The organism is Mesorhizobium sp. DxT, assembly GCF_058448885.1.
In genome coordinates this window covers 1-12,332 of the sequence record NZ_JBZFLJ010000007.1, presented here as the reverse complement: position 1 = coordinate 12,332, position 12,332 = coordinate 1, and the positions used below count along the sequence as shown (strand labels likewise).

The 12,332-nt window shown below is 63.3% G+C and carries 13 protein-coding genes; 4 read left to right on the top strand and 9 right to left on the bottom strand.

Annotated elements, in window-relative coordinates; all coding sequences use genetic code 11:
* Positions 1–70 precede the first annotated feature (70 nt).
* On the bottom strand, positions 71–1,399 hold the full coding sequence (aptA, locus tag ACVJNE_RS14100) for an omega-aminotransferase AptA (protein WP_379013068.1): 1,329 nt from the start codon (positions 1,397–1,399) through the stop codon (positions 71–73).
* 241 nt (positions 1,400–1,640) lie between these two features.
* On the opposite strand from aptA, the gene ACVJNE_RS14095 reads away from it, so the two are divergent.
* Positions 1,641–2,273, top strand: coding sequence for a TetR family transcriptional regulator C-terminal domain-containing protein (locus ACVJNE_RS14095; protein WP_499566526.1), 633 nt, complete (start codon positions 1,641–1,643; stop codon positions 2,271–2,273).
* Positions 2,274–2,281: 8 nt separating this feature from the next.
* Here ACVJNE_RS14095 and ACVJNE_RS14090 read toward each other — a convergent pair whose 3' ends face one another.
* The 5 genes from ACVJNE_RS14090 to ACVJNE_RS14070 all read right to left on the bottom strand — a co-directional run bounded on the left by ACVJNE_RS14090 (position 2,282) and on the right by ACVJNE_RS14070 (position 5,211).
* Complete coding sequence (locus ACVJNE_RS14090) at positions 2,282–2,524, bottom strand: hypothetical protein (protein ID WP_499566524.1); 243 nt, start codon at positions 2,522–2,524, stop codon at positions 2,282–2,284.
* Between the two features lie 87 nt (positions 2,525–2,611).
* Entirely contained in the window at positions 2,612–3,559 is a 948-nt protein-coding gene (locus ACVJNE_RS14085) for a DMT family transporter (protein WP_499566522.1), read from the bottom strand.
* Positions 3,560–3,683: 124 nt separating this feature from the next.
* The gene (locus tag ACVJNE_RS14080) at positions 3,684–4,142 is read right to left on the bottom strand and encodes a carboxymuconolactone decarboxylase family protein (RefSeq protein ID WP_173192298.1); all 459 of its coding nucleotides are present in this window, start codon (positions 4,140–4,142) and stop codon (positions 3,684–3,686) included.
* The gene (locus ACVJNE_RS14075) at positions 4,139–4,672 is read right to left on the bottom strand and encodes an RrF2 family transcriptional regulator (RefSeq protein WP_499566520.1); all 534 of its coding nucleotides are present in this window, start codon (positions 4,670–4,672) and stop codon (positions 4,139–4,141) included. The genes ACVJNE_RS14080 and ACVJNE_RS14075 overlap by 4 nt, the downstream gene beginning before the upstream one ends.
* 95 nt (positions 4,673–4,767) lie before the next feature.
* Entirely contained in the window at positions 4,768–5,211 is a 444-nt protein-coding gene (locus ACVJNE_RS14070; protein WP_499566518.1) for a MarR family winged helix-turn-helix transcriptional regulator, read from the bottom strand.
* 116 nt (positions 5,212–5,327) lie between these two features.
* Here ACVJNE_RS14070 and ACVJNE_RS14065 point away from each other — a divergent pair, with 116 nt between their 5' ends.
* Both ACVJNE_RS14065 and ACVJNE_RS14060 read left to right on the top strand, forming a co-directional pair.
* Complete coding sequence (locus tag ACVJNE_RS14065) at positions 5,328–6,251, top strand: DMT family transporter (protein ID WP_499566516.1); 924 nt, start codon at positions 5,328–5,330, stop codon at positions 6,249–6,251.
* Between the two features lie 58 nt (positions 6,252–6,309).
* Complete coding sequence (locus tag ACVJNE_RS14060) at positions 6,310–6,969, top strand: glutathione S-transferase family protein (RefSeq protein ID WP_499566514.1); 660 nt, start codon at positions 6,310–6,312, stop codon at positions 6,967–6,969.
* 32 nt (positions 6,970–7,001) lie between these two features.
* Here ACVJNE_RS14060 and ACVJNE_RS14055 read toward each other — a convergent pair whose 3' ends face one another.
* A complete protein-coding gene (locus tag ACVJNE_RS14055; protein WP_499566512.1) occupies positions 7,002–8,312 on the bottom strand; it encodes an aspartate aminotransferase family protein in 1,311 nt (436 codons plus the stop codon).
* A 101-nt stretch (positions 8,313–8,413) separates the two neighbouring features.
* Between ACVJNE_RS14055 and ACVJNE_RS14050 the strand changes: the two genes are divergently transcribed.
* Positions 8,414–9,310, top strand: a complete 897-nt coding sequence (locus ACVJNE_RS14050; protein ID WP_499566510.1) for a LysR family transcriptional regulator — start codon at positions 8,414–8,416, stop codon at positions 9,308–9,310.
* Between the two features lie 12 nt (positions 9,311–9,322).
* On the opposite strand, the gene preA is transcribed toward ACVJNE_RS14050, so the two are convergent.
* Positions 9,323–10,636 carry an NAD-dependent dihydropyrimidine dehydrogenase subunit PreA gene (gene preA, locus ACVJNE_RS14045; protein ID WP_499566508.1) on the bottom strand — a complete coding sequence of 438 codons (1,314 nt, stop codon included), beginning with the start codon at positions 10,634–10,636 and terminating at the stop codon, positions 9,323–9,325.
* A gap of 2 nt (positions 10,637–10,638) precedes the next feature.
* Complete coding sequence (locus ACVJNE_RS14040; RefSeq protein WP_499566506.1) at positions 10,639–12,006, bottom strand: NAD(P)-dependent oxidoreductase; 1,368 nt, start codon at positions 12,004–12,006, stop codon at positions 10,639–10,641.
* Positions 12,007–12,332: the final 326 nt, after the last annotated feature.

Sequence of the window (12,332 nt, the reverse complement as noted above, 5' to 3'; positions counted from 1 at the left end):
TTCCTCTCATTCGTCTTCATGTCACCGAGAGCCGCCGGTTCCCGTCGCCGGCCCTCGAATCTGGTCGCGGTCAGTCGACCATGGTCAGGACTTCGCGCACATGATCGATCAGTTCGTCGATCTGGCCCTTGGTGATGATAAGCGGCGGCGACAGCGCGATGATGTCGCCGGTCGTGCGGATCAGCGCACCGCGCTCGAAGGCCTTCACGAAGGCCTGGAAGGCGCGCTTGGTGGGCTGCCCGGCAATCGGCTGCAGCTCGATCGCGCCGACGAGGCCAATATTGCGGATGTCGATGACATGCGGTGCATCCTTCAGCGAATGCAGCGCCTCCTCCCAGTAGGGAGCGAGCTCCGCGCCACGCGTCAGAAGCCCCTCTTCCTTGTAGGTGTCCAGCGTCGCGATGGCCGCTGCCGAGGCGATCGGGTTTCCAGAATAGGTATAACCGTGGAAGAACTCGATCAGATGCTCCGGTCCGTTCATGAACGCGTCGTGGATTTCCTTCTTCACGAACACCGCGCCCATCGGGATCACGCCGTTGGAAACGCCCTTCGCGGTGGTGATGATGTCGGGGATGACGCCGAAATAGTCGGCCGCAAACGGCGTTCCGAGGCGGCCGAAACCAGTGATGACCTCATCGAAGATCAAGAGGATGCCGTGCTTGGTGCAGATGTCGCGCAGGCGCTGGAGATAGCCCTTCGGCGGGATGAGCACGCCGGTGGAGCCGGCGACCGGCTCGACGATGACGGCCGCGATGGTCGAGGCGTCGTGCAACGTGACGATCCGCTCCAGCTCGTCGGCAAGGTCCGCGCCATGCTCCGGCTCGCCCTTGGTGAATGCGTTCTTGCCCGGCAGGTGCGTATGCGGCAGGTGGTCGACGCCCGTCAGCAGCGTGCCGAACATCTTGCGGTTCGTGACGATGCCGCCGACCGAAATGCCGCCAAAATTGACGCCGTGATAGCCGCGCTCGCGGCCGATCAAGCGCGTTCGGCTGCCCTCGCCCTTCACCCGCTGGTAGGCCAGCGCGATCTTGAGAGCGGTATCGACGGATTCGGAGCCCGAATTGGTGAAGAAGACATGATCCATGCCCTCGGGCGCGACGTCCACCAGCCGGTTGGCCAGTTCGAAGACGATCGGATGCCCCATCTGGAAGGCTGGCGCATAGTCTAGCTCGGCTGCCTGGCGCTGGATCGCCTCGGTGATCTTCGGCCGGCAGTGGCCGGCGTTCACGCACCACAGGCCGGCGGTGCCGTCGAGGATTTTGCGCCCGTCGGAGGCGGTGTAGTGCATGTCCTTCGCCGACACCAACATGCGCGGCGACTGCTTGAATTGGCGATTTGCCGTAAACGGCATCCAGAATGCGCTGAGGTCGTTCGGCGCGACGTTGAGCCTGTTGGACATAACCAAGCCTTTCTTTCCTTTGAGCCCCTCGTTGTTCGGCCAACGCTTGGTTCTTCGGGCGCAGATATGCTACGCAAATTTTGACCGATTGGACAAACGTTAGCACCGCCACATAGGCGGTCAAGGGATTACTAGCGCAAAGGCCGGCGCTTCCGCGCGCTCCACAGCTTCGGCGCAAGCTGGTCCAGACGATTGGTCCAGAAATCTGGCGCACTGCGCGCCGCGAGGGGAACGAAGGCCCATGGAGGCGGTAAAGCCGAAACGCAGGACGCGCATCCAGACCGAGAAGCGCGAGATCATCCTTGAGGCGGCGCTGGAGGTATTTGCCCAGCACGGCTTTCGCGGCGCCACCATCGACCAGATCGCCGAAGCCGCCGGCATGTCGAAGCCGAACCTCCTCTACTATTTCCGCTCCAAGGAAGACATCCATGTGACGCTGATGCAGCGCCTGCTCGAAACCTGGCTGGCGCCGCTGCGGGAGCTCGACGACATCGGCGACCCGATCACCGAGTTGCGCAGCTACATTCGCCGCAAGCTGGAGATGGCACGCGACTACCCGCGCGAAAGCCGGCTGTTCGCCAATGAGATCCTGCAGGGCGCACCGCGCGTTATGCCGATGCTGGAAGGCGAATTGAAGGGGCTGGTCGACGAGAAGGCGCAGATCATCCGCGGCTGGATGCGCGACGGCCGGATCGTGCGCACCGATCCCTGGCATCTGATCTTCGCGATATGGGCGACCACGCAGCATTATGCTGATTTCGACGTCCAGGTGCGCGCCGTGCTCGGACCCGACCGCGGCGCCGAAGGCCGCTTCGAGGATGCCGCGCGCTTCCTCGAACAACTCTTCATCGAGGGACTGAAGCCGAAAGGTTGAGGCCCTGCCTAAGCCAGGTCGTATTGGCCCCGCGGCTCCACCTCGACTTGGCGCAGTTCGAGAATGGCCGCCTGCGTCCCCGGCGCGATCGAGGCTCCGGGCAAGGTACTGACCGAAGGCCTGCGCCGTCTGCGCGGCATAGCTGGCTGGATTTCCTCAGGCGCGACGTCGACCTCATCCGCCGAAAGATCGGCAGCCAGCCTGCGCAGCGCCTTTACATCCGTCGAGCCGCTTGCCTTGATGACGATCATCTCTCGCCGTCGTTCCCGTTTACCGAACCTTGCGTGAAGCTTGCCGATTCCGGTTAACGGACGGTTTACGACCCAGGCTGGCGCGCGCTAGCTGTCGCGCGACGCGGCCATGACGACAAGCCCCAGCACGGTCACCAGCGCGCCGAGCGCGACGCCGGGGCTGACCCAGCCATGGCCAAGCAAGCCCTCGAACAGGATGATGTAGCAGGGCGAAAGATAGGTATAGGCAAGAACCTTGGCGGCCGGCAGCCGCATCGCCGCATACTGGACGAGGAAGGTGGTGCCCGCCGTCGTGAAGATGGCGAGGTAGACTATCGCCACCCAGACGATCGCCGGCAGCGATTGCCAGTCGGTCTGCACGATTTCGCTGACCCCGTAGAGCGCGATGCACAGGCCCGTGGCGACCAGCGTCCACAAGGTGAAGGCCGCGAGCGGCTCGCGGCCGTCGTTGAGCTTGCGCACCAGCGGCGCATAGGCCGCGTGGCAGACGACGCCAATGAAGAAGATCATCTCGCCACGGCCGAGGTCGAAAGCCAGAAGCGCATCGAGGTTGCCGCCGAAAATCACCCAGATCGAGCCGAGCCCGGCAAACACCAGGCTGGCGATGACGATGCCGCGCGGGACTTGCCCGAGAAAGAGATAGCCGAAGACCGCCGACATCAGCGGCATCAGCGTAAAGACCGCGCCCGTCGAAACCGGATCGGTCAACCGCAGCGCCATGAACATAGTGATGAAGAACACCGCCATCAGCGCACCGAGCACCAGATAGCGCCACGGCGCCCGAGGTGCCGGGATGCGGCCGCGTGTCAGCACAGCCACGGCTGCTGCCATCACCACCACGCCGAACGCGAACCGCATGGCGTTGATTGCGGCCGGCCCGATATGCGACGCGGCCATCCCGCCAAGCGAATAGGAGCCCGATACCAACGCGGTAAACAGCAGCATCGCGAGATGCCCCAGCAGTTTCTGCCTGCCGGTGGCGTGCGTCGTCGCACGCGGTTTCGCTTCGAGGACTGTGTCTACGGATTGGCTCAAATCGGTGTTCCGGGCTGTATACAGGGGGACTAGCCGAGAGCGCTGACTGACGAAAGTAAAATCGAGAGGGCCAGAGGCAGCGGCGAGCAGCGGTTCGCCGTTGCTCCTGGCGCCTCAAGCACGCTCAGGCGGCCTTGGCCGTTTCCACCGCATGCACGGCGCGGAAGCCAGTGCAGAGGCGGTTCCACACATTGATCATGCCGATGGCCACGCTGAGCTTCACCATCTCCTCTTCGCTGAAATGCGCCCGGACTGCATCATAGCTTTCGTCCTCGACGTGGTGACCGGCAAGCGCCGTCAGCGTCTCGGTCCATTCCAGCGCCGCACGCTCGCGATCGGAGTAAAGCGGGGACTCGCGCCATGCCGAGACAAGATAGACGCGCTGCTCGGTCTCGCCGTCGCGCCGCGCCTCGCGCGTGTGCATGTCGACGCAATAGGAACAACCGTTGATCTGAGAGGCCCGCAGCTTGATGAGATGCAGCAGCGAATGCTCCAGCCCGCAATTGTTGGCCGCTTCGTTCAGCGCCATCACCTGTTTCATGATGTCTGGCGCAACGTTGAAAAACTGCAGTCTGGGCTTCATGCCTTTTCTCCTTTGGCTTGGGTGTTTTTGTAGCGCCCCCGCGGGCGTTTGTTCTGCTCGGCGAAGGCGCAAGCGGCCACCACCGCGCGCGGGTCGGCCTCGGCGTTGAAATCGGCCGCGATGTCGGCAATCGATGTCTCGGCAAGCGCGGCGCGGTAGGCGCGCTCGGCCTTCAGCATCGCCGCGTTGATCTGGCAGGGTTTTGCATAGACCTCCGCGGGCAGTCTCACGGGTCCGCGCTGGCGTATCTCCGTACAACGGAAAGCCGGTTGCCGCCCCTCGATGGCGAGCACGATATCGAGCAGCGTGATCTTCTCTGCCGCCCGCGCAAGCCGGTAACCGCCCTGCGGGCCGGAGACCGATTCAAGCAGCCCGTCGGTGACCAGAACCTTGAGGTGCTTCAGCAAATAGCTTGCCGAGATATCGTAGGCGTCCGCGAAGGCCGCGGCAGGCATCGTTTCGCCCGGCCCAAGCGAGGCTAGGATCGTGACGCTATGGATCGCCGCCTCGACACCTTCAGAAAGTTTCATCGTCTGCCCTCAATTCTGGACTCTCAATATCCTGGATATTCTATATCCACAATAGGATTGTGAATATTCTCCTGACAGGGCCTGTCAGCGACTGTTCAGTCGTTGTTGGCAATTCTTGCGAGAAGGCGCGCCAGCGAGACGGCCTCGTCGCGGCTCAGCCGGGCGCCGACGGCAGCCTCGATCGCCGGGGCGTAGACGCTCCAGATCTTCGCCCGGATAGCCAGCCCCTCGCCGGTGATGGCGAGCACATGCCCGCGACGGTCATCGGCACAAGGCCGCCGCTCGACCACACCGGCCTTCACGAGGCGGTCGACCAGCCGCGACAGGTTGTACTGTTCGAACAGGAGCGCATGTTCCAGTTCAAACGGGCGCAGACCGCCCTCGCCCGCCTTTTCGAGTTCCCACAGCGCATCGTACCAGGCCAGCGGCGGCAGATCCGCCTCCTTGAGCCGCGTCTCGACCTTCTGCATGGCGACGCGATACGCCCGCGCTAGCGCAATCCACGCCGCGACCGTTGCCCTGTCGGGTTTTTTTTCCATGGGATCGACCATAACCGATTTGATGCACATGCATCAACATTGACGTCAGAAAACGGTTAGCATATTTGAATGCAATTGCATCTATAATCGAACTGATATCCACCTGCGAGCTCGTTATGCAATCCATCTTCGTTTCCCTATCCCTGGCTGCCGGCGGGCTTCTGGCTGTTCAGGGCGGTGCCAACGCCCAGCTTTCGAAGGCGCTCAACAGCACCTCGATCGCGACGACGCTGCAACTCGCGATCGGCGCACTTCTGCTCCTTGTCGTCTCAGCCGCCACCGGATCGCTTGGCGCCGCCGAAAGGTTGCTCACCGCACCCTGGTGGCATGCAACTGGCGGCTTGGCGAGCGCAGTTTACGTCGCCTCCGTCATCCTGCTGTTTCCGCGATTGGGCGCAACGCCATCGGTGGGGCTATTCATTGCAGGCCAGATGATCGCGTCCTTGGCACTCGACACATTCGGATTGCTTGGCGTGTCGCAGCAGCGGCTTGATATCTCGGCCGCACTCGGTGCGCTTGGGGTTTTCGCGGGAGCGGCAGCGATCGTGGCTGGCGAAAATGGCGTCTCTAAAGCGCTCTCGCTGACGAAGATCGAATGGATTTCACTCGCGCTGTTTGCCGGCTCGGTGCTTCCCGTACAGGGCGCGCTCAACGGCCTTTTGCGCGCCGATATCGGTGAGCCCTTCTTGGTCGCCACCACAAGCTTCACCGTTGCCGCACTCGGAATGCTGGTTGTGACGCTCCCGACGCTGCTCTTGCACACGGCATCGAAGCCAGGCGCGGCATCAATCAAATCCATGCCGTGGTGGGGCTGGCTTGGAGCACTGTGCGGCGCGATCTATGTGACCACCGTTTTCACCGCAATGCCGGTGATCGGCGCCGCTGCGACGGTCGGCTTCACCGTCGCAGGCCAGCAGATCGCTTCGCTTCTCGTCGACCGCAACGGATGGTTCCGGTTGCCGCGGCGGCAGGTCTCGCCGCTGCGCTATGCCGGCGTAGCCACCCTGCTGGCTGGCGTCGCACTCATCCAGCTCTCGTGATCCGAAGAACTACGCCCCATCCAAGTTTCAACAGAAAACCCAGACACGGAGACCTTCCATGCTCACCCTCGTTTCCTTCGACCTCTGCCCTTATGTTCAACGCGCTGCGATTGTGCTTGCCGAAAAGGGCGTCTCGTTCGAACTCATCGACGTCGACCTCGCGAACAAGCCGGACTGGTTCAGGGTGATCTCACCACTCGGCAAGGTTCCGCTGCTGAAGGTCGGCGACGATGTCCTGTTCGAGAGCGCCGCGATCGTCGAATATCTCGATGAGACCGAGCAGCCTCGGCTCCATCCCGAAGATGCGTTGACCCGGGCGCGTCACCGCGCGTGGATGGAATTCGGCTCGGCAGCGCTCGGCGACATTTGGACCATGGAAACCACGACCGGCCAGTCCACCTTCGATGACGCGGTCGCCCGGCTTCGCCAGAAGATGGAGCGGCTGGAAACCGAAATCGGCGCAGGCCCCTATTTCGCGGGCGAAGCGTTCTCGATCGTCGACGCGGTCTTCGCGCCTGCATTTCGCTATTTCGACGTGTTCGACACGATTGCCGATTTCGGCGTCTTCACCGGTCTCGGCAAGGTCGGTGCGTGGCGGCAGGCCCTCGCGCGGCGCCCTTCGGTGAAGAACGCCGTGGTGGCCGACTACAACGACCGTCTGCGCCGTTTCCTGGCCATGAAGAACGGCGTCATCGTCAACCGGTCGGCCGCCGCCTGACGGCGGCCCAACGCCGCCAAGCACCGCCGCGTTCAGGCTGAGGCGATCGAAGCCTCGATCGCCCCGGTCATGATCTCGATGCCGCGGTCGATCTCTTCATCCGAGACCGTCAGCGGCGGTGCGATGCGGAACACGCCGCCCATGCCGGGCAGCTTGACGATGTTCATGCTGAGCCCACGCTGCATCGCCTCTTCCATGATCCTGGCGCCCAGTTCGAAACCGGGCGCCTTGGTCTGCCGGTCCTTGACGACCTCCAACCCGAGAAGCAGCCCACGCCCGCGCACGTCGCCGACGCACTCGTATTTCTGCTGCAGCGAAAGCAGGCCGGCGCGCAACCTTTGACCGCTGCGGGCCGCCCGCTCCACCAGCCCGTCACGCGCGACCACGTCGAGCACCGTTACGCCCACCGCTGCGGTAAGCGGGTCCGAGACGTGGGTGGTGTAGAACAGGAAGCCGCGCTCGAATGCCTTCTGCTCGATTTCCTCCGTCGTCATGACCGCGGCCAGCGGCAGCCCCGCGCCAAGGGTCTTCGAAAGCGTCAGGATGTCGGGCGTCACGCCGTCCCGCTGGAATGCGAACATGTGCCCGGTGCGACCGACGCCCGTCTGTGCCTCGTCGAGGATCAGCAGCATGCCGCGCTCGTGGCACTTCTGCTTCAAGGCGGCGAGATAGCCCTGCGGAAGTTCGAGAATGCCCCCGCTCGACAGGATCGGCTCGGCAATGAAGGCAGCGAGATTGCCGGTCGACTGCCGGTCGATCAGCTCGAAGGCATCGTCAAGCTCGGTCTGCCAGTCATTGGAACCATCCGCATGGGTGAAACGCGGTCGATAGGCATTCGGAGCCGGAATGACAAGCGAACCGGCCGTTGCAGGGCCATAGCCGCGCCTGCCCGCGCTGTAGGTTGCGGAAGCGGCCGCACCTGTCATGCCGTGCCAGCTCTGCGCGAAGGCAACGACCTCGTGCCCGCCGGTCACCAGCTTGGCCATGCGGATCGCAGCCTCGTTCGATTCCGCTCCAGTGGTCAGCAGTTGAACACGGTCGAGCCCCGGCGCAAGCGCCGCCAGCCGCGACGCGAGTTCGACCACCGGTCGGGACAGCATGCCGCTGAAGAGATGCGCGACAGACCTCATCTGCCGGTCGACCGTCGCCACTATGTCGGGATGCGTATGGCCGAGCACGGCGCTCATCTGGCCCGAGGTGAAGTCGAGGATCGCGCGCCCGTCGGCATCGTAAACGAAGCTGCCCTCAGCGCGCTCGATGATGACACTTTCGAAGCTTGGTCCGTAGCGGATGAGATGCTTGCGCGCGGCAGCCCAGAATGCGGGATCGTCGTTCAGGGACATGAAATCTCTCCGAATGGCTCGCCCAATCGCTAGCGCTGCTTGAGCCTTCGCGCAAATTGATATTACCGTACTCCGGTATCAATCGGACTGATGACACACCTATGCTCGACCTCGCGCTCTTAAGGAACTTCGCTGCGGTCGCGCGAACCGGTTCCATCAGCCTTGCCTCCAGCCAGGTCGGCCGAACGCAATCCGCGCTCAGCATGCAGATGCAGCGCCTGGAGGATATGGTTGGCCAATCGCTTTTGCACCGCAGCGGATCGGGCGTGCGCCTCACCGCAGCCGGCGAGCGCTTTTTGTCTCACGCAGAATCGTTGCTTGCGAAGCATGACGAAATCCTTGCCGACATGGCCGGCGGCGCGCTCAAGGGTCCGGTCAGCTTTGGGTGCCCTGAAGACTATTCGATCGCCTTCATCCCCGAATTGCTCAGAGACTTCTTTGCGCTGCATCCCGAAGTCGAGTTGCGCATGGTCTGCGCGCCAACTACCGAACTACGTCCCCTGCTGCATCGCCGCCAGATAGACATGGCGCTCGTCTCTCTGTCCGACGCCGCTAACCGCGATGTCATACGCAAGGAACGATTTGTGTGGGTGGCGAACGAACCGAAGCCGGCCATACTCGATCTCGACACCATTCCGCTGGCTTTGTCGGCGCCCACGACGCTCGACTATCGAGCTGCCTGCGACGCGATGGAGGCGGTCAATCGCCGCTACAGGGTTGCATTCGCCAGCGACAGCTTGGCCGGGCTTATCGCAATCGCGCGTTCGGGGCATGCGATCAGCGTTCTGACGCAGACAGCCGTGCCGGCCGATCTCCATATCGTCTCTGGTGGCTTGCCGCCTTTGCCGACGCTCGGCATCGCGCTCGAATTTGCCGAGCAGCGTCCATCCTCCGCAGCCACGGCCTTGGGCGACCATATTCGAACGGTGCTACCGAGCCTATCGGCCGACGCAGCGGCATCGTATCCCGTCGCCGCCGTGGCGCGGCGACGACGTTGAAAGCGCCCTGCTCTACTCGGCGGCCTGGCGCGCCATCGGATTGTTGGGATGCGTCGTCCAGTTGGCATAGACAGGCTCGACGACCTTGCCGGTGCGCTTGTCGAGACTGCCCGCCGCCAGCGGCTCCAGGGTAATGCAGCCTTCCACCGGGCAGACATTGACGCAGAGGTTGCACCCGACGCACTCCTCCTCGATCACCTCGAAATGGCGCACGCCATCGACCATCTGTGTGATGGCCTGGTGCGAGGTGTCCTCGCAGGCGATGTGGCAACGGCCGCATTTGATGCAGGCATCCTGGTCGATATGCGCCTTGGCCACATAATTGAGGTTGAGGTACTGCCAGTCGGTTACGTTGGGCGTCGCGCGGCCGACGATGGCGTCGAGATCGGCATGCCCTTTCTCGTCCATCCAGTTCTTCAGCCCCTCGATCATCTCCTCGACGATCTTGAAGCCGTAGGTCATAGCCGCCGTGCAGACCTGCACGTTGCCTGCCCCCAGCGCCATGAACTCGGCGGCATCGCGCCAGGTTGTGATGCCGCCGATGCCGGAGATCGGCAGGCCACGCGTTTCGGGGTCCCGGGCTATCTCGGCCACCATGTTCATGGCGATCGGCTTAACCGCAGGGCCGCAATAGCCGCCATGCGTGCCCTTGCCGTCAATCATTGGCTCCGGCGAGAAACTGTCCAGATTGACGCCGGTGATCGAATTGATGGTATTGATCAGCGACACCGCATCGGTTCCGCCCGCCTTGGCCGCGCGCGCCGGCTTGCGGATGTCGGTGATGTTAGGCGTCAGCTTGGTGATGACGGGCATGCGCGTGTACTGCTTGCACCAGCGCACTACCATTTCGATATATTCCGGAACCTGGCCGACGGCGGCGCCCATGCCGCGTTCGCTCATGCCGTGCGGGCAGCCGAAATTCAGCTCGATGCCATCGGCTCCAGTCTCCTCGACCAGCGGCAGGATCGCCTTCCAGCTTTGCTCCTCGCACGGAACCATGATCGAGGCGACCAGCGCCCGGTCCGGCCATTCCATCTTCACCTGCTTCATCTCGCGCAGGTTAGTCTGCAGGTCACGGTCGGTGATGAGCTCGATATTGTTGAGACCGAGCAGACGCCGGTCCGCACCCCAGATCGCGCCGTAGCGCGGCCCGTTGACGTTGACGACCGGCGGGCCTTCCTCGCCAAGCGTCTTCCACACGACGCCGCCCCACCCCGCCTTGAAGGCGCGGACGACATTGTAGGCCTTGTCCGTCGGCGGCGCCGAGGCGAGCCAGAACGGGTTCGGCGACTTGATTCCGACGAAGTTCGAACGAATGTCTGCCATGCTCATGCCCTCCCGTTAGAGGTGAGTGCCCGGTGGATGCTTTCAGCCGCGTCGCGCCCGGCGGCTACCGCCGCGACGGTCAGGTCTTCGCGCGCGTCGACGACGCAGTCGCCACCCGCCCAGACCTTGGCCATGGAGGTACGCCCTTCGGTATCGACCTTGATGCGCCCGCCTTCCATGGCGATCGAATTGCCGGAGCCGTTGAGTGGCGACGCGTCGAACGACTGGCCGATCGCCTTGAACACCTGGTCGGCGTCGATCAGCATCGTCTCGCCCGTGCCGACCAGCTTGCCATCGCGCAGGGTCGTGTATTCGAGCTCGATACCGGCAACACGACCGCCCGCGTCGATGACGCTTTTGGGCTGCAGCCAGTGGCGGATGGTTACGCCTTTGGAGGCTGCCAGATCCTGCTCGAACTCCGAGGCGTTCATGTGTTCCTTGCCGCGGCGGTAGCAGATCGTCACCTCCTCGGCCCCCAGCAACTTGGACTGGATCGCCGCGTCGATCGCCGTCATGCCGCCGCCGATGACAACGACGCGCCGACCGACCGGAAGCTGTGCAAGGTCGCCTGCCTGGCGCAGCTCGGCGATGAAATCGACCGCGTCCTGTACACCCTCGGCACCCTCGCCCTCGGCCCGCAGGGCGTTGACGCCGGCTAGCCCCATGCCGAGGAACACGGCGTCATGGGAAGACGCGAGTTCTGCCAGGGACATATCGCGGCCAAGCGCCTTGTCGTGCTGAACATCGATGCCGCCGACGGCGGTGATGTAATCGACTTCGGCCTGCGCGAAGCCGTCGACGGATTTGTAGGCCGCGATGCCGTATTCGTTGAGGCCGCCGGCCTTCGGCTTGGCTTCGTAGATCGTCACCTCGTGCCCGTTGACGGCCAGCCGATGCGCGCAGGCGAGCCCCGCCGGCCCGGCGCCGACGACGGCGATCCTTTTGCCGGTCGGCGCGGCGCGCTCGTAGAACTGCTTGTGCTGCGCCATCGCGGTATCCGTCGCGTAGCGCTGCAGGCGACCGATCTGCACCGGCTTGCCCTCGGCCACCTCGCGCACGCAGACCTCCTCGCACAGCGTCTCTGTCGGGCAGACGCGAGCACACATGCCGCCGAGAATATTCTGGTCGAAGATGGTCTTGGCCGCGCCAACAGGATTACCCGTCGAGATCTGCCGGATGAACATCGGAATATCGATCGTGGTCGGGCACGCCTGCATGCACGGTGCATCGTAGCAGAAGTAGCAGCGATCCGCCTCGACCAGCGCCTCGTGGCGGTCGAACGGGGGATGAAGATCGGAAAAGTTGTCCGCATATTCCGGCGGCGCGAGCCGGCCGGCTGCGATGCCCTGCTTGAACTGGCCTTCAGCCATCGTCGATGTTCCCCATTATTGGTTTTGGGGAAATGCTAGCACGAATAATTTTTTTATCAATCGGTCAAATTTTTGACGACGGCGCTAAGTCGCGGTAATTACTTGATAATTATAGTCATGTTTTGCGCGCGGCCGCATTTACTCCAGGACAGCCCGCGCCGGAAACGTCCTAAGTACCGGCTCACAATATGCCGTACCGAGTGCCGCTTGCCGGAACCTGATCGAGATGAGTGAATAGCCCCGAGTTTCGTGGACACCCTCGGGTTACATTTCCTGCTGCCGTTCGAACTCAACGGGTGACAGCATCCCGTTCCTGACGTGCTTGC